The sequence below is a fragment of the Streptomyces sp. SP17BM10 genome (genome assembly GCF_036322405.1).
GTDB lineage: Bacteria > Actinomycetota > Actinomycetes > Streptomycetales > Streptomycetaceae > Kitasatospora.
Map to the genome: position 1 here is coordinate 51,169 of NZ_JAQYXB010000544.1, position 20,183 is coordinate 71,351.

20 protein-coding genes, 1 tRNA gene and 1 pseudogene are annotated in these 20,183 nt (G+C 72.6%); 3 read left to right on the top strand and 19 right to left on the bottom strand.

The window, feature by feature from the left end:
- Window positions 1-40: 40 nt before the first annotated feature.
- Both PUR71_RS13585 and PUR71_RS13590 read right to left on the bottom strand, forming a co-directional pair.
- Window positions 41-346 carry a hypothetical protein gene (locus PUR71_RS13585; protein WP_329927227.1) on the bottom strand — a complete coding sequence of 102 codons (306 nt, stop codon included), beginning with the start codon at window positions 344-346 and terminating at the stop codon, window positions 41-43.
- A gap of 128 nt (window positions 347-474) precedes the next feature.
- Complete coding sequence (locus PUR71_RS13590; protein ID WP_329927228.1) at window positions 475-1,455, bottom strand: aldo/keto reductase; 981 nt, start codon at window positions 1,453-1,455, stop codon at window positions 475-477.
- 152 nt (window positions 1,456-1,607) lie between these two features.
- On the opposite strand from PUR71_RS13590, the gene PUR71_RS13595 reads away from it, so the two are divergent.
- A complete protein-coding gene (locus PUR71_RS13595; RefSeq protein WP_329927229.1) occupies window positions 1,608-1,805 on the top strand; it encodes a hypothetical protein in 198 nt (65 codons plus the stop codon).
- A gap of 60 nt (window positions 1,806-1,865) precedes the next feature.
- Here the strand turns inward: PUR71_RS13595 and PUR71_RS13600 are convergent, their stop codons facing one another.
- From PUR71_RS13600 to PUR71_RS13635, 8 genes and pseudogenes are all read right to left on the bottom strand, one after another.
- Window positions 1,866-2,888, bottom strand: coding sequence for an endo alpha-1,4 polygalactosaminidase (locus PUR71_RS13600; protein ID WP_329927230.1), 1,023 nt, complete (start codon window positions 2,886-2,888; stop codon window positions 1,866-1,868).
- A 22-nt stretch (window positions 2,889-2,910) separates the two neighbouring features.
- On the bottom strand, window positions 2,911-3,603 hold the full coding sequence (locus tag PUR71_RS13605) for a spherulation-specific family 4 protein (RefSeq protein ID WP_329927231.1): 693 nt from the start codon (window positions 3,601-3,603) through the stop codon (window positions 2,911-2,913).
- The gene (locus PUR71_RS13610; RefSeq protein ID WP_329927232.1) at window positions 3,600-4,514 is read right to left on the bottom strand and encodes an NAD-dependent epimerase/dehydratase family protein; all 915 of its coding nucleotides are present in this window, start codon (window positions 4,512-4,514) and stop codon (window positions 3,600-3,602) included. The genes PUR71_RS13605 and PUR71_RS13610 overlap by 4 nt, the downstream gene beginning before the upstream one ends.
- Before the next feature lie 122 nt (window positions 4,515-4,636).
- Window positions 4,637-5,338 (bottom strand): annotated as a pseudogene (locus tag PUR71_RS13615) (nucleotidyltransferase family protein); the annotation flags it as partial.
- A gap of 74 nt (window positions 5,339-5,412) precedes the next feature.
- Window positions 5,413-6,405 (bottom strand): SDR family NAD(P)-dependent oxidoreductase, encoded by a 993-nt coding sequence (locus tag PUR71_RS13620; protein ID WP_329927233.1) that lies wholly within the window; start codon window positions 6,403-6,405, stop codon window positions 5,413-5,415.
- 133 nt (window positions 6,406-6,538) lie between these two features.
- Window positions 6,539-8,062 (bottom strand): hypothetical protein, encoded by a 1,524-nt coding sequence (locus PUR71_RS13625; protein WP_329927234.1) that lies wholly within the window; start codon window positions 8,060-8,062, stop codon window positions 6,539-6,541.
- Window positions 8,063-8,138: 76 nt separating this feature from the next.
- Entirely contained in the window at window positions 8,139-9,650 is a 1,512-nt protein-coding gene (pelF, locus tag PUR71_RS13630; protein ID WP_329927235.1) for a GT4 family glycosyltransferase PelF, read from the bottom strand.
- 117 nt (window positions 9,651-9,767) lie between these two features.
- On the bottom strand, window positions 9,768-12,122 hold the full coding sequence (locus PUR71_RS13635) for a hypothetical protein (protein WP_329927236.1): 2,355 nt from the start codon (window positions 12,120-12,122) through the stop codon (window positions 9,768-9,770).
- Between the two features lie 428 nt (window positions 12,123-12,550).
- On the opposite strand from PUR71_RS13635, the gene PUR71_RS13640 reads away from it, so the two are divergent.
- Window positions 12,551-13,510 carry a tyrosine-protein phosphatase gene (locus tag PUR71_RS13640; protein WP_329927237.1) on the top strand — a complete coding sequence of 320 codons (960 nt, stop codon included), beginning with the start codon at window positions 12,551-12,553 and terminating at the stop codon, window positions 13,508-13,510.
- A gap of 15 nt (window positions 13,511-13,525) precedes the next feature.
- Here the strand turns inward: PUR71_RS13640 and PUR71_RS13645 are convergent, their stop codons facing one another.
- From PUR71_RS13645 to PUR71_RS13680, 8 genes are all read right to left on the bottom strand, one after another.
- The gene (locus PUR71_RS13645; protein WP_329927238.1) at window positions 13,526-14,428 is read right to left on the bottom strand and encodes an RNA polymerase sigma factor SigF; all 903 of its coding nucleotides are present in this window, start codon (window positions 14,426-14,428) and stop codon (window positions 13,526-13,528) included.
- A 144-nt stretch (window positions 14,429-14,572) separates the two neighbouring features.
- Window positions 14,573-15,412 (bottom strand): RNA polymerase sigma factor SigF, encoded by an 840-nt coding sequence (locus PUR71_RS13650; RefSeq protein WP_443077443.1) that lies wholly within the window; start codon window positions 15,410-15,412, stop codon window positions 14,573-14,575.
- Window positions 15,413-15,698: 286 nt separating this feature from the next.
- Window positions 15,699-15,992, bottom strand: coding sequence for a Dabb family protein (locus PUR71_RS13655; RefSeq protein WP_329927239.1), 294 nt, complete (start codon window positions 15,990-15,992; stop codon window positions 15,699-15,701).
- A gap of 97 nt (window positions 15,993-16,089) precedes the next feature.
- Window positions 16,090-16,329: a hypothetical protein gene (locus tag PUR71_RS13660; RefSeq protein ID WP_329927325.1), complete on the bottom strand. Its 240-nt coding sequence runs from the start codon at window positions 16,327-16,329 to the stop codon at window positions 16,090-16,092.
- A gap of 378 nt (window positions 16,330-16,707) precedes the next feature.
- Window positions 16,708-16,797: transfer RNA gene (locus PUR71_RS13665), tRNA-Ser, on the bottom strand.
- 56 nt (window positions 16,798-16,853) lie between these two features.
- Window positions 16,854-17,387, bottom strand: a complete 534-nt coding sequence (gene tadA / locus PUR71_RS13670) for a tRNA adenosine(34) deaminase TadA (protein ID WP_329927240.1) — start codon at window positions 17,385-17,387, stop codon at window positions 16,854-16,856.
- Between the two features lie 51 nt (window positions 17,388-17,438).
- Window positions 17,439-18,014, bottom strand: coding sequence for a tRNA adenosine deaminase-associated protein (locus PUR71_RS13675; protein WP_329927241.1), 576 nt, complete (start codon window positions 18,012-18,014; stop codon window positions 17,439-17,441).
- A 236-nt stretch (window positions 18,015-18,250) separates the two neighbouring features.
- Window positions 18,251-18,487 carry a hypothetical protein gene (locus tag PUR71_RS13680; RefSeq protein WP_329927242.1) on the bottom strand — a complete coding sequence of 79 codons (237 nt, stop codon included), beginning with the start codon at window positions 18,485-18,487 and terminating at the stop codon, window positions 18,251-18,253.
- A 163-nt stretch (window positions 18,488-18,650) separates the two neighbouring features.
- Here PUR71_RS13680 and upp point away from each other — a divergent pair, with 163 nt between their 5' ends.
- Window positions 18,651-19,286, top strand: coding sequence for a uracil phosphoribosyltransferase (upp, locus tag PUR71_RS13685; RefSeq protein WP_329927243.1), 636 nt, complete (start codon window positions 18,651-18,653; stop codon window positions 19,284-19,286).
- A 90-nt stretch (window positions 19,287-19,376) separates the two neighbouring features.
- On the opposite strand, the gene PUR71_RS13690 is transcribed toward upp, so the two are convergent.
- Window positions 19,377-20,060 carry a LytR C-terminal domain-containing protein gene (locus tag PUR71_RS13690; RefSeq protein ID WP_329927320.1) on the bottom strand — a complete coding sequence of 228 codons (684 nt, stop codon included), beginning with the start codon at window positions 20,058-20,060 and terminating at the stop codon, window positions 19,377-19,379.
- Window positions 20,061-20,183 lie beyond the last annotated feature (123 nt).

Here is a 20,183-nt window from a genome sequence, read left to right on the forward strand (position 1 = left end):
GAGGGGGGCCGAGGCCCGGCAGCCGCGGGACGCCACCGCGCTACTCCTCGGCGGCCGGGTCGCGGTCGGTGGAGGCGTACGCGGTGCCGGTGGCGCGCAGACGGTGGGCGAGGTCGTGGAGGATGCCGCCCAGGGCGGCCACCTGGTCGTCCCAGCGGTCGGCGCGGGCGCGCAGTTCGGCGCCGGTGCGCCAGCCGGCCAGGGCGGTGTGGGCGCCGGCGGTGCGGTCGCGGGCGGGGTCGTCGGCGGCGGTGAGGCCGGCGTGGAGTTCGTCGACCGTCCCGGCGTGGGCGCACAGGTCGGACGGGGAGACGGCGAAGCCGCTCCGGGCGGGCTGGTCGGGCACATCGGGCCCCCGGGCTGCGGTGGGTCGGTCGGGCACGGACCATGGTGGCCCGGAAACGGCCGCGGGCCGCGCGCCACCACCCGGACGGGCGGCGTGCACGCGGCCCGCGGGGGCGCACGGTGGTGAGGTCAGGCGGACGCCCGGTCGAGCAGCGCCGTCTCCTCGGGGGTGAGCCGCAGCGTGGCGGCGGCCAGCAGCGGCGGGAGCTGTTCGATCGTGCGGGCGCTGGCGATCGGGGCGGCAACCGTCGGGCGGGCGGCCAGCCAGGCCAGGGCGACCGTGGCGAGCTCGACGCCGTGCTCGGCGGCGACCTTGTCCAGCGCCTCCAGCACCCTGGGGCCGCGCGGGTCGTCCAGGTAGCGCGCGGCGCCCTCGGAGCGGGCGCTGGCCACGCCGGGGCCGCCCGGGCGGTACTTGCCGGTGAGGAAGCCGGAGGCCAGCGCGTAGTACGGCACGGTGGCCAGGCCGTGGTCGGCGACCACGTCGGCCAGCGGGCCCTCGAAGGTGCCGCGCGAGACCAGGTTGTAGTGCGGCTGGACGGCCACGTACTTGGCCAGGCCCTCGCGCTCGGCGAAGGCCAGCGCCTCCGCGAGCCGCTCGGCACCGATGTTGGACGCGGCGACCGCGCGGACCTTGCCCTCGCGGACCAGTTCGTCCAGCGCGGTGACGAACTCCTCGACCGGGGTGTCGTCGTCCCGGTGGGTGTAGTAGAGGTCGATCCGCTCGACGCCGAGTCGCCGCAGCGAACCCTCGGCCGAGGCCTTGATGTTGGCCGCGCCCAGGCCGCCCGCCCCGGGGTGCATGCCGACCTTGGTGGCGATCACGACGTCGTCACGGTTGCCGCGGCTGCGCAGCCAGTTGCCGATGATCGTCTCGGACTCGCCGCCGGTGTTGCCCGGGGCCCAGGCGGAGTAGACGTCGGCGGTGTCGACGAAGTTGCCGCCGGCCGCAGTGTAGGCGTCCAGGACGGCGAAGGACTGCTCCTCGTCGGCCGTCCAGCCGAAGACGTTGCCGCCCAGGGAGAGCGGGTGGACGCTGAGGTCGGAGCCGCCGAGCCGGACCCGGTGCGGGGCGCCCGTCGGCGTGGGTGCGGTGTGGTTTCCGGTCATGGATGCAGTCAACCGGATCACGCCGTACGGCATTCCGGGCTCCGGGGGTCTTCACGGGTTCGTCGTACCGCCGTTGCACGTGCGGGTGGTCCGGGACCGGGGGGAGGGTCCGGGGTGTCGGGCCGGGGGCCGGATTCGTTAGAGTCCGTGCCATGGCTGACAACGACTACGACCCCGCCGGCAGCACCCAGATGTTCCGGGCGTTCGTCGACGAGACCCCCGCGCCGCAGAGCCCCGGCTCCGTCTCCACCTACGGCCGCAGCAACGGCAACCGCACCGGCACGATCGCGCTGATCGCGGTCATCGGCCTGGTCGTGCTGGGCGGAGTCATCTGGCTCGCGGTCAAGTGACCTTCGCGCGGGTGACCCCCGTCCGGGTCACCCGCGCGACGGGAGTCCGTCGGGTGCGGCTCAGCAGGGCTTGCGCCACGCGTTCAGGTCGAGCTGCTTCTGCATCGAGCTGAAGCCGAGCGCCTTGGCCTTGGCGCAGAACTGGTCCGTGCCGACCTTGTACTCGACGTGGAACACCGCCTTGCCCTGCTTCACGAACGGTTCGACCCGGTCGCACTCGTCGTACTGCGAGCACTCCTCGTTGACCGCGAAGTCGAAGTCGTTCAGCAGCGCCGGGATCTGGTCCAGGTCGTTCTTCAGACCGATCGCCAACCCGCGCTCGTGGGCGAGCTGCGCCAGCATGCGGTTGTACCGGATCTGGTCGTCACCGGTGAGCGGGAAGCCGCTGTCCTGGTTGTAGGCCTCGATGGTGTCCGGCTCGATGGCGTCGAAGCCCTTGCTCCTGCACATGTCGAAGCGGGCCGCCATCAGCGGCCTGAGCTGGTCGACCTGCCGGATGTCGAACCACTTCTCGCCCTTCCAGCCGGTGTCCGAGCCCTCGAGGGACTTGGCGAAGGCGGCCGCGTCGGGGCGGAAGCCCTCCCAGGAACCGGCGTTGACGTAGCAGATCACCTTGCGGCCCTTGGCGTGCAGCGAGGCGACCACCGAGGCGTCGTTCTCGAAGCCGTCGATGTCGTAGACCGGCACGTCCACCGACTGGTCGACGCTGCCGCCGAGCTGCCACTGCCAGGCGAGGCCCGGGGTGGGCTGCCAGCGTGCGCCGGACGGCGGCGGGGCCGTGGCGCCGCCGCCCGGGGTGCCGGGGGCGGACGGCCTGCCGGACGCCGACGGGGTGCCCGGCGTGCCGGTCGGCGTCGGCGTCGGCGTGGCGGGAGCGCTGGGCGTGCCCGGGGCGCTCGGGGTCGCGGTGTCGCTCGGGGTGCCGGGGGTGCCCGGAGCGGTCGCCGCGGGCGGCGCGCTCGGGGAGTCGCCGGCCGACGGCCTGTGGTCGTCCTCGGAACCGGAGCTGCACGCGGTGGCCAGCAGGGCGACGGCGGCGGCGAGGGCGATGGCGGCCGGTAAGGGCCGGGTGCGGCGGTTCACGGTTGTCGAACTCCGGATCTGGTCAGGTCAGTTCAGCGGCGGTCAGACCGTGGGGGAGCGTGCACCAGGGGTTGTCCCCGGAGCCCGGAACGGCGGCGCCGACGCCGGCCCGTCGGGCGGCGATCAGCGCGGTGACGTCCCCTGCCTGGTCGGCGGGGACGTCGTACACCAGGTGGCAGAAGCGGGAGGCCGCATGGCGGCCTGTCCACAGGGGCAGGGTCATCTCACGGTAGGCGTCCCAGGTGCCCTCGAAGGTGACCAGCAGGTCGGCGAGGCCGACCTCGGCGTAGCCGGGGTCCGGGTGCTCGCCGTGGCCGAACACGACGGTGCCGCAGCCGGCCGCGCGGGCCGCCGTGGCCAGCCGCCGGTAGTGCGCCAGCGCGCCCGGGTGGCAGGCGACCTGGTCGAGGTAGACGCCGGTGATGCCGTGGCGCTGCCGGTACGTCAGGATGTCGGCCACCACGGCGGCGTGGGAGCGGCGGCCGTAGTCGGTGTCGGCGTAGCCGAGCAGCGGCAGGCCGGCGGCCCGCAGTTCCTCGGCGGCCTCGGCGAAGACGCCGTCCGGGACCTCGCCGGGACCGTCGGCCAGGTTGAGCACGATGGCGGCGATCTTGGTGGGGTCGGCGGCGGCGACCGCCCGCCAGGCCGCCGGGTCCACCGCGGGGTGGACGTACAGCGGCACCAGCAGGCGGCCGTCGGGGGTGGTCCCGGTCATCCGACGACCGGGGTCGGGCCGGGCTCGGTGCTGAGCCACAGGTCACGCAGGGTGTCGGTGAGCTCGGTCTCCGGGTGCCAGCCGAGTTCCCGGGCGGCGGCCGACACGTCGGCCTGCTGCCAGGAGACCGCGGCCGAGCGCTCGGAGCCCGCCCCGCTCTCGTCGATCCGGCCGGTGAAACCGGCCGCCGCGACCAGGCCGTCGGCGATCGCCCGGACCGGCTTCGCCCGCCCGGAGGCGAGGTTGAGCACCCGGGGGAGCGGACGGTCCGCGGCGACGGCCAGGCCGACCGCGCGCGCGATGTCGCGGGCGTCGACGAAGTCGCGGTGGGCGGAGAGGTCCCCGACCCGCACGACGCCGTCGGCGCCCTCGGGCGCCACCCGGCGCAGCTCGGCGGCGAGCCGGCCGGGCAGCGAGCCCGCCGGTGCCCCGGGGCCGACCGGGTTGAACACCCGCAGCACCACCGCGTCCAGCGGCGAGCCGGCCACCGCGAGGGAGCCGGCCAGCTTGGTCGCGCCGTACACGCCGACGGGACGGGCGTCCGCCTCCTCGGACAGCGAGCCGCCCGCCTCGCAGACGCCGTACTCCCCGGCCGAACCGATGTGCACCAGCCGGGTCTTGGGGGCGCCGAGCTGCAGCGCCTCGCAGAGCACCGCCGGACCGCGGGCGTTCACCTCGGCCAGCTTGACCGCGCTGCCCGCCACCGCGCCGGCGAAGTTGACCACCGCGTCGGGGGCCAGCGCGGCGAGTTCCTCGCCGAGCGGGCCGGGCTGGGCGCAGGCCAGGTCCAGCCGGAGGTCGTGGGCGGGCCGTCGGCCCGCGGTCAGCACGGTGGCACCGGGCAGCGACCGCAGGACGGCGGTGGCGTGGCGGCCGAGGAAGCCGTCCCCGCCGAGAAGCAGGATCCTCACGCGGCCCGTCCGTCGCTCTCGGCGCCCGCGGTGGCGGGCGTCTGGTCGGTGTCCGCCGCAGTGCGGGCGTCGGGGACCGACAGCTCCGTGACCGACGGCGTGACGCCGCCCGCCTCGAACGGCATCAGCATCGGGCGGATGCTCGCGAACTCGGCGTTCGCGCGGTCGTAGTCGTCCGGGCGGCCGATGTCGAGCCAGTAGCCGCCGAAGTCGTAGGAGGACGGCGGGGTCCGGGCGGCCAGCAGGTCGAGCACCAGCTCGTCGAAGCCCAGGGGCAGGCCGGGGGTGTACTTGGCGAGCGCGGAGCGGGACACGCCGTACACGCCCATCGAGACGCGGTAGTCGATGCTCGGCTTCTCCTGGAAGCCGGTGATGCTGCCGGACTCGGTGGTCAGGACACCGAAGTCGATCTTCACCTGGCGGGCGTAGGTGGCGATGGTCAGCGGGGCGCCGGACGCCTCGTGGTGCTTGAGCACCCCGGCGAAGTCCAGGTCGGTGAGGATGTCGCCGTTCATCACCAGGAAGTGCTCGGGCAGGCGGTCCTGCATGGTGAGCAGCGGGCCCATGGTGCCGAGCGGGCTGTCCTCGACGGCGTAGCCGACGCGCAGGCCCCACTGGGAGCCGTTGCCGACGTAGGCGCGGATGATGTGGCCGAGGTGGCCGATGGCCAGGGTGACGGTCTTGAAGCCCGAGGCGGCGAGCTGACGCATCACGATCTCCAGGATCGCGTGCTGGTCGCCGATCGGGACGAGAGGTTTGGGGAGCGCGGTGGTGTACGGGCGGAGACGGACGCCCTTACCGCCGGCCAGGATCACTGCATGCATGGTGTTTCCCCCACGGAAGGTATGTGCAGGACACGAGCCTTGAGAACCAGAGATGGCTGGATCGGTGCGGCAGGTCAGACGTTGTAGATGTCGGTCTTGTAGCGGGCCAGGTTGGCCGGGTCCCGGAAGAACTCGATGGTCTGCTCCAGGCCCTGCTCCAGGCTGAAGTTCGGCGCCCAGCCGGTGGCCTCGCGCAGCTTGGTGGCATCCGCGACCAGGCGCATGACCTCGGAGTTGGTCGGGCGGATGCGCTGCTCGTCCTCCTTGACGACGAGGTCGACGCCCATCAGCTTGCCGACCAGGGTGACCAGGTCGCCCACCGAGATCTCGCCGCCGGTGCCGGCGTTGAAGGTCCGGCCGACCACGGCCTCGGCGGGGGCGGTGCCGACGGTGCGGAAGGCGTTCGCGGTGTCCTTGACGAACATGAAGTCGCGGGTCGGGCGCAGGTCGCCGAGGGTGATCTCGGTCTGGCCGGCGGCGACCTGGGCGATCACGGTCGGGATGACGGCGCGCATCGACTGGCGCGGGCCGAAGGTGTTGAACGGGCGCAGGGTGACGACCGGGGTCTCGAAGCTGGCGTAGTAGCTGTCGGCCAGCCGGTCCCCGCCCGCCTTGGAGGCGGCGTAGGGGGACTGGGTGTTGATCGGGTGCTCCTCGGTGATCGGCACGGTCTGCGCGGTGCCGTAGGTCTCGCTGGTCGAGGTGTGCACCAGGCGCTGGATGCCCAGGTGGCGCACCGCCTCCAGCACGTTCAGGGTGCCGGTGACGTTGGTGTCGACGTACGAGTGCGGGGCCCGGTAGGAGTACGGGATCGCGATCAGGGCGGCCAGGTGGTACACGGTCTCGGTGTTCTTGACGAGGTCGATGACCGAGCCCGGGTCCCGGACGTCGCCGAGGATGATCTCGACCGAGTCCAGCACGTCCTTCGGCAGGGTCTCCAGCCAGCCGAAGGAGGAGAAGGAGTTGTACTGGACCATCGCGCGGACCTGGTGCCCGTCGGCGACCAGGGTCTCCACGAGGTGGGAGCCGATGAAGCCCTCGGCTCCGGTGACGGCGACGCTGCTCATGCGTGATTCGCTTTCTGCTTCTCGGGGGTTCGACCGGGCCCCGTGGCGGGGCCGGCCGGTGCTGGGTCCGGCCGGTGTCGTGGTGTTCGTCCGGCCGTGCAGGTGGTTCGGGCGTGCGGGTGTTCCGTTGTGCTCAGCGGTGCTGGGTGGTGCGGCCGAGCACGGGCCCGGCGATGGCGGTGAGGACGAAGGCGGCCGCCCCGCAGCCGATCAGCTGCAGGAGGGTCGGATCCGCACCGGTCAGCAGCCCGGCGCTCTCGGCACCCGCGGCGGCCAGACAGATGAGGGCGGTGCTCCAGCTGAGCCCGAAGGCGTTCAACAGCAGCGCCAGCCAGAGCGAGCCGCCGAGGAGCAGCAGCGCGCCGAGCTGCGGGACGCCGAGCGCGGGGGCGCCGGGCCACAGCACGGTCGCGGCGGCGTCCAGCGCGGCCACGGTGGTGAGGTAGATGAAGAGGCAGCCGAGCAGCACGCCGCCGGTGCGGCGTACGAACTCGCCGGAGGTGTGGCTGACCCGCAGCGCGGCGACGGCCATCGCCCGGTAGCGGAAGAGCAGCCACTCGGCCAGGCCGAGGCTGAGCGTCAGGGCGATCATGGCCGGCCCGGTGGGGGCGGTGTGGGCGCCCCGCGCGGCGCCGGTCTCGACCGCCTCGTGGATGGTCACGCCGAGGCCGGCGATCAGGGTGAGGGTGCCGCAGGCCAGGCCGAACAGAAGGTGCGGGATCTCCTGACGCAGCTGCAGCCTGACCTCGGCGGCGTCCTTGCCCTCCTTGTCGCCGCGGATGCAGAGGACCAGCTCGCGGGCGGCCAGGCCGACGGCCAGCAGCAGCGAGGTCAGCAGGACCACCGTCCGGACGACCTGCGGGACGTCCACCGCGAGCACCACGCCCGCGCCGACCGAGGCCGGGGCCAGCGCCAGCAGCAGGAACTTCTCGCGTCCGAGCACCAGCAGCACGGTCGCCGCGCCCAGGTAGGCGGACTGCCCGGCGGCGAACAGCAGTGCGGCGAGCGGCCCGCCGACGACGTACGCCGCGCTCGCGGCGATCAGCGCGCCGACCGGTGCGCCGATGCTCAGGCAGATCGCGGAGTCCCGGCGCCGCAGCCGGCTCAGCCAGCGGTACGCGCGGTGCGCGAGCGCCTGGTTGAAGGCCCAGCTGGCGACGGTGGCGACGGTCAGCGCGAGCATGCCGGAGGGCAGGCCGAAGCGCATCCGGGTGGCCGCGAACAGGTTGGCGCCGAGCAGGTAGCCGAGCCCGGGCAGGGCGAACACCAGGCCGCGCACGACGCAGCGCCAGGGGTCGGCCCGCCAGGGGTTGGCGAACTCGGAGCTCGGGCCGGGGTAGCGGCGCTCGACCTTCTCGAACAGCTCCTCGGCGACGGTGAACGCGTCGGGGCGGCCGTACAGGAGGGCGGCCTGCTCGTCGGAGAGGCCGTCGGACTCCAGGAAGGCCGCGATCTCGAAGGGGTGGACGGCGTCGGCACAGACCTCGCGCAGCCGATCGGCGAGCTCGTCCAGCGGGTCCGCGGAGAGGCCGAGGTCCTCAGCGGGCGCCGGCTGGGCCGGCAGCGCGGGGCGACGGCGCTTGATCGGCAGCGTGCGCAGCTGCACCGTGTGGTCGGCGCCGGCCTCGTCGGGAACGAGACGGATGGGACCGCTCATGCGCCGCCCACCTCGCTGCGCTCGGCGGACGCTTCGCGGAACGCGCACCTCTTGACGGCTCGCTCGCTTCGCTCGTTCACGCGCCCACCTCGCTCGGCTGGGGCTGGGCGACGGTGAGCTGCTGGTCCCAGCCGGTCGGGACGTCGTCGCCGACGGCCACCACGCCCTCGGGCATCCAGCGGGCGGTGCCGAGGAGCTCGGTGTAGATGCCCCGGAAGCCGTCGATGTTCTGGCGCAGCGTGAACTGCTCGATGACCCGCAGCCGGGCCTGCTCGCCGAGCCGCCCGCGCCGCTCGGCGTCGCGCAGCAGCTCGATCGCGGCGGCGGCCATCGGCTCGGGCTCGCGCGGCGGGACGACCAGCCCGGTGTCGCCGACGGCCTCGCGCACGCCGCCGACGTCCGTCGAGACGGTCGCGCGGCCGCAGGACATCGCCTCGATGAGGGTGAACGGGAAGCCCTCGCTGATGCTGGAGAGCATGACCACGTTGCCCGCCGCGTACGCGTCGGTGATGTCGGCGACGCGGCCTTCGAAGGCCACCGAGTCGGCGATGCCGAGCTCGGCGGCCAGGGCTATGCAGCCGTCCCGGTACGCCTCGCCGCCCTTGGGGGTGCCGCCGAAGAGCCGCAGTCGCGCCTCGGGGATCTCCCGCCGGACGATGGCGAAGGCGCGGATCAGCGTCTCCAGGTCCTTGATCGGGTCGACCCGGCCGGCCCAGCTGAGGGTCGGGGTCTGCGGCTCGGGGCCCGCGGGCGGGAAGGCCGCCGGGTCCACGCCGTTGTAGACGGTCCGGATGTTCGCCGACGGGGTGCCGCCGCGCTCCTCCCAGCGCCGGTTGTACCGGTTGCCGGGGGTGACGAGGGCGGCCTGCCGGTAGCTCTCCTCGGCGAGCATCCGGTAGAAGCCGAGCAGCAGCGCCTTGACCGGCCAGCGGTACGGGCCGGTGCGGTAGCCGAGGTAGCGCTCGCGCAGGTAGATGCCGTGCTCGGTGAGCAGGAACGGTACGCCGTACTGCTGGGCGGCGATCAGCCCGGGGAGGGTGGCCAGGCCGCCGCTGGCCGCGTGGGCGACGCCGTCCGTCGGCGGCTCGACCGCCAGCGGGCGCAGCGCGTGCTCCAGGAGGTCGGTGGCGTTCAGGGCGTCGTGGAGGGTGGGCCGGGAGGCGGCCGTGGGGAGGTAGTCGCGGGTCCAGACGTGCTGGAGGGTGCGCAGGGCTCGCTCGCTGCGCAGCGCGGGGCTGAGCAGCCCGCGCCGGGCGAGGTCGGCGAAGCCGTACAGCTCGGTGCCGAAGTGCGTGGTGTAGACCGGGTCGAGGATGGAGTGCAGGAAGCGCTCGTACGCGTTGAGGAAGCGCCGCATCTCGCTGCCGCGCGGCGCCCTGGCCTCGGCGGCCGGGCCCCACAGCGGCGCGGTGGTGACGGACCGGACGTTGGCGGGCAGCTCCCAGGCGAGCGGCTCGTGACCGGTTCCGGTGACGGCGATGATGTCGAAGTCCACGTCGGGCATGCCCTGAACGAGCTGGTCGCACCAGACGCTCACGCCGCCGTGCTGGTGCGGATACGTCCCCTCGGTGAGCAGGGTGACGCGCATCTCCTGTCCCCCCTCCTGTTCTTGCGTCGGGTGTCCGGCCTGGGTGGCCGGAACGTGAGCCGTGGCAGGGCCGGGCCGGATTGTCCCGGCACCGGCCCCGCCATCGGGTCTTACGTGTTACCGGGAGCCGGGCTTGCCGGCGTGCTTCCTGTCGAGCTCGGCCGTCCCCCCGGAGGCCATGGCGCTCTTCACGACACCGGCGGTGCTGCCGTTGCGGTTCTGCTGGACGCCCTTGCCGGGCACCGGGGTTCCGCTACCCGGGACCAGGACCGGAGCCTTGGTGCGGGTGGTGTCGCTGGGACCGGCGGGGACCGGAGTGGCGACGCCCTGGGGAACCACCTTCTTGTCGGCCGGGGCCGGGGCCGGGACGGACTTGGCCGCGACGCTCGGCGCGACGGCGGCCGGGGCCGCCGGAGCGGCACCCGAGGACAGCTGCAGCGTGACGGAGCTCTGCAGCGCGCCCGGCGCCACCCAGCCGGAAAGCGTACCGGCGTAGGCGGAACCGAAGGCGGTCGAACCGATGGCCAGCTTCTGAGTAGTTCCCGTCGGCATGGTGGCCTGGACCTGAACGCCGGCCGGCGCGGAGACGGTGACGGTGTTGCCGATCTTGTAGGCGGTCACCTGACCGGCGGCGACGGCCGCGTTCCACGCACCGCGCTTCTGGAACTCCTGGCCGATCTCGCGCTCACCGAGGTTCACGACGGGCGCGCTGTCGGCGTAGAGCGAGCGGTAGGTGCCGAGGACCTTCTCCAGCACCGGGTACAGGATCCGGCCCTCGGAGAGGTTCGACTGGTGGATGAAGTGCGGACGCGGGTCGTTGTTCATCACGTGGCCGAGGTCGATCCGCGCCTCCAGCGGCACGATGTACGACTGGTAGCCGGTGTTGACGTCCAGCGGCTTGGGCAGACAGGTGGAGCTGGGGTTGTTCTCGCAGATCCCGCTGCCGCCGTCGGCCTTGCTGGTGTAGATCCAGTTGTACTCGTCGGTCTCCTCCACCGCCGAACCGGCGTTGTAGAAGACGTTCATCGGGTAGCGCGGCACGGTCAGCGTCGAGGAGCCGACGGCCCGCTGGGCGGGCTCGCGGGAGGCGTCGCTGCCGGTGAACTTGATGCCGTTGGCGGCGAGCGCCGGCGCCAGGTACGGGTTGTCGCTGGTCTCCTGCGGAGCGGTCAGCAGACCGGAGTGCTCGCCGGTGACCAGGACCTGCGGGTCGACCTTGAGCCCGTTCTTGGTGGCCCAGTCGAAGTTGTTCTTGATCTGGGTCTGGACGGTGTTCTGGTCGACCCAGACCGTGTTGCCGGAGGCGTCCTTGGTGCAGCGCCACGGCACCACGGTGACGTCCTGGACGCAGCCCAGGTACGGGTGGGTGTAGGTGTGGTTGACCCAGCGGTAGCTGTTCTGGTCGGCGATCATCTGGTTCGCCGTGGGGTCGACCGTCGTGTTGTTGTCGGCCTTCCAGTCCTCGCTGCCTCCACCGTTGAACACCATGTCCAGGGTGAAGTTGTTCGTGGTCATCCACTGCTTGGCGTACTGCGCGTCGGCGGGGGTCATCCGGATCGGGGTGCCGGTGTCCGGGGTGCCGGGCGGGCAGGTCACGTCACCGGGGGTGCACTTCAGGGTGGTGGACCAGCGGTCGTCCGCCAGGAAGACGTCGTCGACGTGGGCCGCGAAGTAGTTGCGGTCGTAGCCGAGGTGGACGCCCTGGGTGATCCAGTCGACCATGCCGCGCGCCAGCAGGCGGTACTGCTGCTGGTACTGGTTGTAGACGAACGTGACGACCAGTTCCTTGCGGCCGTCGTGGGTGTACTCGCCGACGAGCGAGCCGCGCGACGAGGCGCCCGGGATCGGGGCGTCGACGAGGGGGGTGAACGAGGCGCCGGCCGGCAGGCTCGCCAGGGGGGTGGCGAGGTACCCGTAGCTCTCGCTGACGTTCGGGTCGTTGTCCTCGAAGGGCACGGAGCCCTTCAGGTAGCCGAACGGGCCCGAAGTGCCGGCGGTGGTGGTGGCGGCCTGGAAACCGTCCAAGGTGCCAATGTAACCGGGATTTTGAGCCCAGTTCAGGCCGACGGACGGGCTGGCGAACGTGTACGCGTCGATCTGGCGGACGTTGAATGCCGCCTCGTACGTCGCGATCGCCGTCATCTCGGCCGGCGAGTTGGCGAAGGGGTTTTCGTTGGGCATCACGATGCCCTGGTACTTGCCCCGCGGCAGCCCGTTGATCGTGTCGCTCAGGAAAGCGGCGTTGATGACGGGGCGGTTGGGGTCGCTGAGGGTGACGACCTTGTACGGGGTGCCCTGACTCTTCAGTTCGGCCGTGATGGCCGCGACGGAGGGACCGCCGTCGTCGATCACGAGGACGGTGAGGTCGATCCTCGGCGTCGTGGTGTCGCCGTGGGCCAGGGTGATCTGCAGGCCGCTGGCCAGCAGAACTGCCGCCGCGCAGGCGGCAACTCTTCGGGTCGCTCGACCCATGGTGATCCTCCCCTTGGGACAGGCGCATCGCTGCTCGGCGGTCGCCTGTCCTGTAGCTGTTCGCGGGCAGCAGGGCTGCCCGGCGCCCATCCTGGTCGAGGGTCGGCTCCGCGAGGGACCAATTGGGCGAGAGTGCAGCAAACCTGTTACCAACGTTCATGGCGAAGCCATGAAGGCGCTGATTGTGACCGGAACAGCATCGGCCATGCAAATGATGAATTGAAAATGAAAAACCGGAACCTGACTGCTACGCGCCGTTACCAAGCGTTGTTACCGGCCGGGCGACGTGGTGGGGCCCGGTGGACACCTACACTGGGGTCGTTGCGCATGACACTCTTGCACATCTCATCGTGCCATTGGGCAGGTTCATGCAATATCGGGCACCGCTGTGCCATGTGACAGTCCGAATATGCAATGGAGGCGCCCGCATGGCCGATCAGCAGACCGGGGCCGGCGGTTTCGGCGGCGTCCGGAATGCGGAGCCCAAGCGGAACGGAATGACCCAGGTCGGGCGCAGTCTCGGGCTGCGCGGCGCGGTCAACGCCCGCGATCTGGGTGGCTGCCGGACGGCCGACGGAAGGGTCCTTCGCCCCGGGACGGTCCTGCGCAGCGATGGCCTGAACCACGTCACCGCGGATGACCTGAACGCGCTCCGGGCGCTCGGTCTGCGCCGCGTGGTCGACCTCCGCAGCCTCGACGAGGTCCGCGAGGCCGGCCCCGACCGCGTCCCCGGGCTCCCCGTCCCGGTGCTCGCCCGCGACCTCCCCCCGGGCACCGCGGTGACCGTGGAGCCGGACGCCGAGGACGGCGTCACCCTGCACCATCTCCCGGTCTTCGCAGCGGACTTCGACATCTACGTGACGCTGCGCGACGCCCTGGCAGACCGCAGCCCGGAGAAGCAGCGCGCGCTGCTCGGCGACGGCCGCGCCGCCGCGATGATGACCGGGCTCTACCGCTGGTTCGTCACCGACGGGCTCGCGCGCGAACGGTTCGCGGACGTGCTGCGCCTGCTGGCCGCCCCGGACGGCCCGCCGCTGCTGTTCCACTGCACGGCCGGCAAGGACCGCACCGGCTGGGTCTCGGCGCTGCTGCTGACCGCCCTGGGCGTCGACCGCGAGGCCGTCGTCGCGGACTACCTGCTGACCAACGAGCGCGCGGCGCCGGTCGTGGCCCGGGTGATGGACGACTTCGGCACCCGGGGCCTGATGCACGAGCCGCGGCTGCTGCTGCCGGTGTTCCGGGCCGACGCCGCCTACCTGGCGGCGGCCTTCGAGGAGATCGAGGCGGGTTGGTCCGGTTTCGGGGCGTTCTGGCGCGACGGACTCGGCCTGGACGACGAGGTGCTGGCCGGCCTCCGCGACAACCTGCTGGACGGAGCGGCGGGCTGAGGCCCGCCGGGCCCGTCAGCCCTCGCTGATGAGCCCCTCCCGGAGCTGGGTGAGGGTCTTGGTGAGCAGTCGGGAGACGTGCATCTGGGAGATCCCGATCTCCTCGCCGATCTGCGACTGGGTCAGGTTCCCGAAGAAGCGCAGCATGATGATCCGGCGCTCGCGCGGCGGCAGCTTGGCGAGCAGCGGCTTGAGCGACTCCCGGTACTCGACGCCCTCCAGGGCCAGGTCCTCGTAGCCGAGCCGCTCGGCCAGCGGCCCGTCGCCGTCCTCCTCGCCGGGGCTGGAGTCGAGCGAGCTGGCGGTGTAGGCGTTGCCGACCGCGAGGCCCTCGACCACGTCCTCCTCGCTGACGCCGAGGCAGGCGGCCAACTCGGGCACGGTGGGGGAGCGGTCCAGCCGCTGGGCCAGCTCGTCGCCGGCCTTGGTGAGGGCGAGCCGCAGCTCCTGGAGCCGCCGCGGCACCCGGACGGACCAGCTGGTGTCCCGGAAGAAGCGCTTGATCTCGCCGACCACCGTGGGCATCGCGAAGGTGGGGAACTCCACCCCGCGCTCCGGGTCGAACCGGTCGATCGCCTTGATCAGCCCGATCGTGCCGACCTGGACGATGTCCTCCATCGGCTCGTTGCGGCTGCGGAAGCGCGCCGAGGCGTACCGGACCAGCGGCAGGTTGAGCTCGATCAGGGTGTCGCGCACGTAGGCGTGCTCGGCGCTGCCGGGCTCCACGGCGGCCAGCCGCAGGAAGAGCGAGCGGGAGAGCGTGCGGGTGTCCAGCCCGGTGCCGGGCGCCGCCTCGGGCGCGTCGGGGACGGGCGGCGTGGTGGAGGGCCCCCGCTGCAGCGGGATGCGCTCCTCGGCGACCACGGTGCCGTTGGCCTGACCAGCGTGGATCTCCGCAGTGCCCAGCTCTCCGGACATGCGCCCACCCCCTTGTGACTGACGGTTGAACGGGTGCCGACGCGCGGGTGTTCCCGGCGACGGCCCTCCCCCTCCATACCGGCACACGATCCCCGGCAAACCCGATCGTCGCAAGATGTCACACGGCGGTAACGCGGAGCGATCTCAGTCTTCCCAGGAGTTGCCGGTGCGAAGCCTCGTCAGGATCCGCGAGAGCAGCCGGGAGACGTGCATCTGGGACATCCCGAGCTCGGTGCTGATCTGCGACTGGGTCAGGTTGGCGAAGAAGCGCAGCATGACGATCCGCCGCTCCCGCTCGGGCAGCTGGACCAGCAGGTGGCGGACCATGTCCCGGTGCTCGACCTCGGCGAGCGCGGAGTCCTCGTAGCCGAGGCGGTCCAGCAGGGCGAGCCCGCCCTCGTGCTCCTGGGCCGCCTCCAGGGAGGCCGCGTTGTAGGCCCGTCCGGCGTCCAGGCAGGCCCGGACGTCCTCCTCGGGGATGCGCAGGCTCGCGGCGATCTCGGGCACCTTGGGGGTCCGTCCGTGCAGCACCGTCAGCTCCTCCATGGCGCCGCTGACCTGCACCCACAGCTCCTGGAGCCGGCGCGGGACGTGCATGGTGCGGACGTTGTCCCGGAAGTAGCGCTTGATCTCGCCGAGGATGGTGGGCAGCGCGTAGGTGGGGAACTGGACGCCCCGGCTGGGGTCGAAGCGGTCGATGGCGTTGATCAGGCCGATCGTGCCGACCTGGACGACGTCCTCCATGGGCTCGCTGCGGCTGCGGAAGCGGGTGGCCGCGTAGCGCACGAGGGGGATGTTCACCTCGATCAGCGCGGCGCGCACCCGCTCGCGCTCGGGCGCGTCGGGGGGGAGCTCGGCCAGGCGCTCGAACAGCACCCGGGTCAGCGTCCGGACGTCGACCGCCGGGCGTCCGCCGGGGCCGCGCAGGCCGTCCGGTCGGAGCTCCCCGGCTGGGCTGATGATCCCCGCGAGCGCCTCGTCCACGGACACGTCACCCCTCCCAAAGTCGACTACGGCGGGCCCTGCGGAGCGGGTGTCATGGCTGGTTCCCTATGTCGCCATGTCCGGCAAAACCGGTCATAGCATCACAAGGCGGGCGCAGGTCGGGCAAGCACCGGCGGAGGTGTGTTGATGCGGTGCCGGTGCTTCACCGGGCCCGCCGGTGAGGCGCCGCAAGGATCGTTCCCGGACGGACCACGGCGCCCCGCCCGAGGTCCGGGCGGGGCGCCGCGGTCCGTCCGGGGGAAGCGCCCCGGGGCGGACGGTGGTCTCAGACCTCGATGTCCGCGATCACCCAGGTGGCGAACTCGCGCCACAGGCCGGCGGCCGCCTGGTGGGCCGGGTGGGTCAGGTAGGCCTGGAGCGCCTCGCGGTCCTCGACCAGGCTGTTGATGGCGTAGTCGTAGGCGATGTCGCGCTCGGTGGTGTTCCAGGCGCACTCCCACTCGCGCAGCTCGGGGATCAGCGAGCCGAGCTCGGCGAACGCCTTGGCGCCGGCGAGCGCGCGCTCATCGTCCTTGCTGACGCCTTCGTTGAGCTTGAACAGGACCAGGTGCCGGATCACGATGCCGCTCCTCGCGGACGGGGGTACAGAGGGTCCCGCCCACCGTAGCCGGTGCGCCGCGGCGGCTCGGCGGCCGTCCGCCCGCTGGTCGGAGCGGTTACTTGATCAGTCCGGTCATGAAGGTGCCGACGGCCTTGGCGGCGTTCGAGATGCCCTCGAAGCCCAGCTGGACGAGCTCGGCCGAGCGGGCCGGCGAGGTGATGATCGAGTAGAGGACGAAGATGAGCAGGAGGACCATGCCGATCTTCTTCGCCTGCGCCATCGGGTGACCTTCCTCCCAGCTGTGGGCCGCCGTCATCCGGGTCCCCGAGCGGCCCCGCAGGGGCAGCTTATCCACCGGACGGGCTATCAAGTGTGCGACGCGTTCGCCCGGCGGGACGAAGGTCCCCGCGAGTGGGGCCTTTCTCCGGGTGCCCGAGCGCGGACCGGGCGGCAGGATGGATGGCGTACCGGGGACCTGGCAGGAATTCCCGGTGCGTGGATCCGGAGCTCCCCGCTGTGGGACCGGGTGCCGCGGCTCCTCCCCCGACCGCGCCACCGGTTGTGGGACTCCGACGGGGGAGCGGTTAGTCCCCCCGAACCGCTCCCCCCTCCAGGCTCCGTACTCGACAAGGGCGTTGGTGGTCATCGGCCCCGGGTGCGGAGCCCTTTCCGCGCCTGAGGGTGCGCGGAAACGCCGAGGGCCCGTCCGGATCGGACGGGCCCTCGGGCTTTCTGGCGGTAGCGGTGGGATTCGAACCCACGGTGGAGTTGCCCCCACACACGCTTTCGAGGCGTGCTCCTTTGGCCGCTCGGACACGCTACCGAGAGGAACTCTACCGGACCGGTGCGGCGGGAACGAAATCCGTGCCCGGCGGACGTTCAGCGGGCGGTTCCGCGGTGGCCGTCGAAGAAGTCGCGGAGCTGCTCGCCGCACTCGTCGGCGAGGACGCCCCAGATCACCTCGGGGCGGTGGTTGAGCCGCCGGTCGCGCATCACGTCGAAGAGCGATCCGGCCGCGCCCGCCTTCTCGTCCAGCGCGCCGTAGACCACCCGGTCGATCCGGGACAGCACGATCGCGCCGGCGCACATCGTGCACGGCTCCAGGGTCACGACCAGCGTGCAGCCGCCGAGCCGCCACTGCCCGACCTTCTCGGCCGCCTGGCGGATGGCGACCACCTCGGCGTGCGCGGTCGGGTCGCCGACCGCCTCGCGCTCGTTGTGGCCGCGCCCGATCACCTCGCCGTCCGGGCCCAGGACGAGCGCCCCGACCGGGACGTCGCCGGTGGCCGGCGCCAGGGCGGCCTCGGCCATCGCGAGGCGCATCGGCGCCGCCCAGCGGTCACGGACCGGGTCGGGGCGGACGGGGGCGGGCAGCGGGGTGATCGGGAGGGCTGCGGGGGTGGCGGACTGCATGGCATCCAGTGTCGGGCATCCGGCGACGGACACCGGTCGGGCCGCCGGCCGCTACCGGACCGCTTCCAGGACCTCGCCGCAGCCCAGGGCCTCGGCGATCTCCTCCAGGGCGTCGCCCGGCACGGCGCCCTCGCCGCTGAGGGCGAGCAGCTCGTCGGAGGGCAGGCCGAACTCGGTCAGCAGGTGGGAGTCGCCGAGCGGGCCGACCGGGACGCCGCCGGGCGGCGCCGCGTCGTCAGCGGCGTCGTCCACCGCCTCCTGCGCCTCCTCGCTGTCCTCCAGCTCCACGACCAGGTGGTCGAGGTCGCCGAACTCGCTCTCGCCGGCCTGGTCGACCAGCTCGTCGGTGAGGACGGAGCCGTACGAGCTGCGGGCGGCGGCGGCGCCGTCCGACACGAAGATCCGCGGGTCCTCCTCGCCGTCCACCCGGACGATGGCGAACCAGGCGTCCTCCTGTTCGATGAAGATCAGGACGCTGTCGTCGTCCTGCGCGGCGTCGCGGGCCAGGTCGGCCAGGTCGGCCAGGGTTTCGACGTCGTCGAGCTCCGTCTCGCTCACGTCCCACCCGTCCTCGGAGCGAGCAAGCACTGCAGCGAAGTACGCCACCAGGGACACTCCCAAGATCATCGGTCTCGGCTGTCGGCGCGCACGGGCGACGCGAACATCTGGCCGCCCCCGCGCCAGAGGCGGTCCGCTGTTCGGACCGTCCCATCGGAATCGTGACAGAAAGCCCGCCCTCGCGGGGGGTGTTCGGCAGCGCGTCTTTGCAGGTCGTGTCGGAAGCGTCGGTCTCCGGCCGGCCGCGCGCCGCCTCGGTCGTCCGGGGACGGCCGAACGGCGGACCCGGGCCGTCCGGAACCGTCTCAGATCCGGAAGGTTCGCATCCGCATCGCTTCGCGCATCCGGCGCTCCTTGGTCCGCCTGGGCTGGACCCGCTCCCGCAGCTCGCGCGCCTCGGTGAGCTCGCGGAGGAAGACGGCCCGCCGTTTGCGGCGCTCCGCCTCGGTCTCCTGGGGGCTCGCCGGCGGGCCCGCGCGGCCGCCCGAGGGCCCCCTGGGCTCCTCCGTCGAGCCGTCCCCGGCCTTCGGGTTGCTCGTCATAAGACGTGACATTCCCAGAACGGCCCGGTTGATACCACGGCGACCGGTTCCGTCCGGACATTCGCCGTACGTCACGGCGTGTCACGGCAGAGTGAGCCCCGGCGCGCGCCGCGGGGCCCGCGGCGTGTCGTACAGGCGTCCAGGGCCGGGCTAACCTCGGTACATGCGTCTCCACGTCGTCGACCACCCCCTGGTCGCCCACAAGCTCTCCACCCTGCGCGACGAGCGCACCGACTCGCCGACCTTCCGTCGCCTGACCGACGAGCTGGTGACCCTCCTCGCGTACGAGGCCACCCGGGACGTCCGCACCGACGAGGTGGAGATCACCACGCCCGTGGCGGTCACCACCGGCACCCGCCTCAGCTACCCCCGTCCGCTGGTGGTCCCGATCCTGCGCGCCGGCCTCGGCATGCTGGACGGGATGACCCGCCTGCTGCCGACCGCCGAGGTCGGCTTCCTCGGCATGGTCCGCAACGAGGAGACCCTGGAGGCCTCCACCTACGCCACCCGGATGCCGGACGACCTCTCCGGCCGCCAGGTCTACGTGCTCGACCCGATGCTGGCCACCGGCGGCACCCTGGTCGCGGCGATCAAGATGCTGATCGAGCGCGGCGCCACCGACGTCACCGCCGTGGTCCTGCTGGCCGCGCCGGAGGGCGTCGAGGTGATGAAGCGGGAGCTGGCGGACCTGCCGGTCACCGTGGTCACCGCCGCCCTGGACGAGCGCCTGAACGAGAACGGCTACATCGTCCCCGGCCTCGGCGACGCGGGCGACCGCCTCTACGGCACCGCCGGCTGACGCGGGATCCCCTCCGAACGACCGAGAGCCCCCCACCGCTGGGGGGCTCTCGGTCGTTCGTGCGCGCCGTGCGGGCCGTGCGCCGCGTGCTCAGCAGCTGCCGGTGGCGGTCGGGGTGGGGGAGGGCTTGGTGGCCAGCGCGAGCGCGGCCGCGGCCTGGGTCTCGTCCAGGAGGGCGTTGTAGCTGTCGCCGATGACGAAGTCCACGCTGGCATCGGTCCGCGCGTCGGCGGTGGCGGTCGCCCCCGCGATCTGCGAGCTGAGCAGGGTGGACGCGCCGGCGCCGGCCGGGCCGGCGATCACCTGGGCGGTGCCGGGCACCTTCTTGTCCAGCTCGGCCGGGGCGTTGCCGACCTTGCCGATGGTGAAGCCGCGCTTCTTCAGCTCGTCGGCGGTCCGCCCGGCGAGGCCGGCCTTCGTGGTCGCGTTGTAGACGTTCACGGTGACCGTGGCCGGCTGCGGGATCGCGTGCGGGTCGCCCTGCGCGGCCGCCGGGGCGCCGGAGGCGGCGGGTGCGCCCGGCGTGGCCCCCGGCGTGGGGGCGGCCAGCGCCTTGCCGGAGGGCGTGGCGCAGGCCTGCGCGCTCGCGTGCTTGTTCTTGCCGGTGAAGATGTCGTAGACCTGCACGCCGCCGAGTCCGATCAGGGCCAGCGCGAGCAGCGCCGCGAGCCCGGCGATCACCTTGCGGCTCCTCTTGGGCGGCCGGCCGAGACGCGGATAGGCGTTGCCGGTGACGCGGTACTGCTTCCCCTTGAGGCCTTGGGGAGTCAACATGCTCACGGTTTGTCTCCCCCTCGGTGCCGGGGTGGGGTCGGGATGACTCGGGATCTCGGGATGACGACGAGTCGGCCGACGGGGACGGTTCCCCAGGTCGCGGCCGTAGTCAGCAGATTAGTG

What these genes read in the sequence shown, in the direction of transcription:
- PUR71_RS13590 (WP_329927228.1), bottom strand. Translation starts at nt 1,455, where the DNA reads ATGACCGGAAACCACACCGCACCCACGCCGACGGGCGCCCCGCACCGG.
- PUR71_RS13595 (WP_329927229.1), top strand. Translation starts at nt 1,608, where the DNA reads ATGGCTGACAACGACTACGACCCCGCCGGCAGCACCCAGATGTTCCGG.
- PUR71_RS13605 (WP_329927231.1), bottom strand. Translation starts at nt 3,603, where the DNA reads ATGACCGGGACCACCCCCGACGGCCGCCTGCTGGTGCCGCTGTACGTC.
- PUR71_RS13620 (WP_329927233.1), bottom strand. Translation starts at nt 6,405, where the DNA reads ATGAGCAGCGTCGCCGTCACCGGAGCCGAGGGCTTCATCGGCTCCCAC.
- PUR71_RS13625 (WP_329927234.1), bottom strand. Translation starts at nt 8,062, where the DNA reads ATGAGCGGTCCCATCCGTCTCGTTCCCGACGAGGCCGGCGCCGACCAC.
- pelF (WP_329927235.1), bottom strand. Translation starts at nt 9,650, where the DNA reads ATGCGCGTCACCCTGCTCACCGAGGGGACGTATCCGCACCAGCACGGC.
- PUR71_RS13635 (WP_329927236.1), bottom strand. Translation starts at nt 12,122, where the DNA reads ATGGGTCGAGCGACCCGAAGAGTTGCCGCCTGCGCGGCGGCAGTTCTG.
- PUR71_RS13640 (WP_329927237.1), top strand. Translation starts at nt 12,551, where the DNA reads ATGGCCGATCAGCAGACCGGGGCCGGCGGTTTCGGCGGCGTCCGGAAT.
- PUR71_RS13645 (WP_329927238.1), bottom strand. Translation starts at nt 14,428, where the DNA reads ATGTCCGGAGAGCTGGGCACTGCGGAGATCCACGCTGGTCAGGCCAAC.
- tadA (WP_329927240.1), bottom strand. Translation starts at nt 17,387, where the DNA reads ATGCAGTCCGCCACCCCCGCAGCCCTCCCGATCACCCCGCTGCCCGCC.
- PUR71_RS13675 (WP_329927241.1), bottom strand. Translation starts at nt 18,014, where the DNA reads ATGATCTTGGGAGTGTCCCTGGTGGCGTACTTCGCTGCAGTGCTTGCT.
- PUR71_RS13680 (WP_329927242.1), bottom strand. Translation starts at nt 18,487, where the DNA reads ATGACGAGCAACCCGAAGGCCGGGGACGGCTCGACGGAGGAGCCCAGG.
- upp (WP_329927243.1), top strand. Translation starts at nt 18,651, where the DNA reads ATGCGTCTCCACGTCGTCGACCACCCCCTGGTCGCCCACAAGCTCTCC.
- PUR71_RS13690 (WP_329927320.1), bottom strand. Translation starts at nt 20,060, where the DNA reads ATGTTGACTCCCCAAGGCCTCAAGGGGAAGCAGTACCGCGTCACCGGC.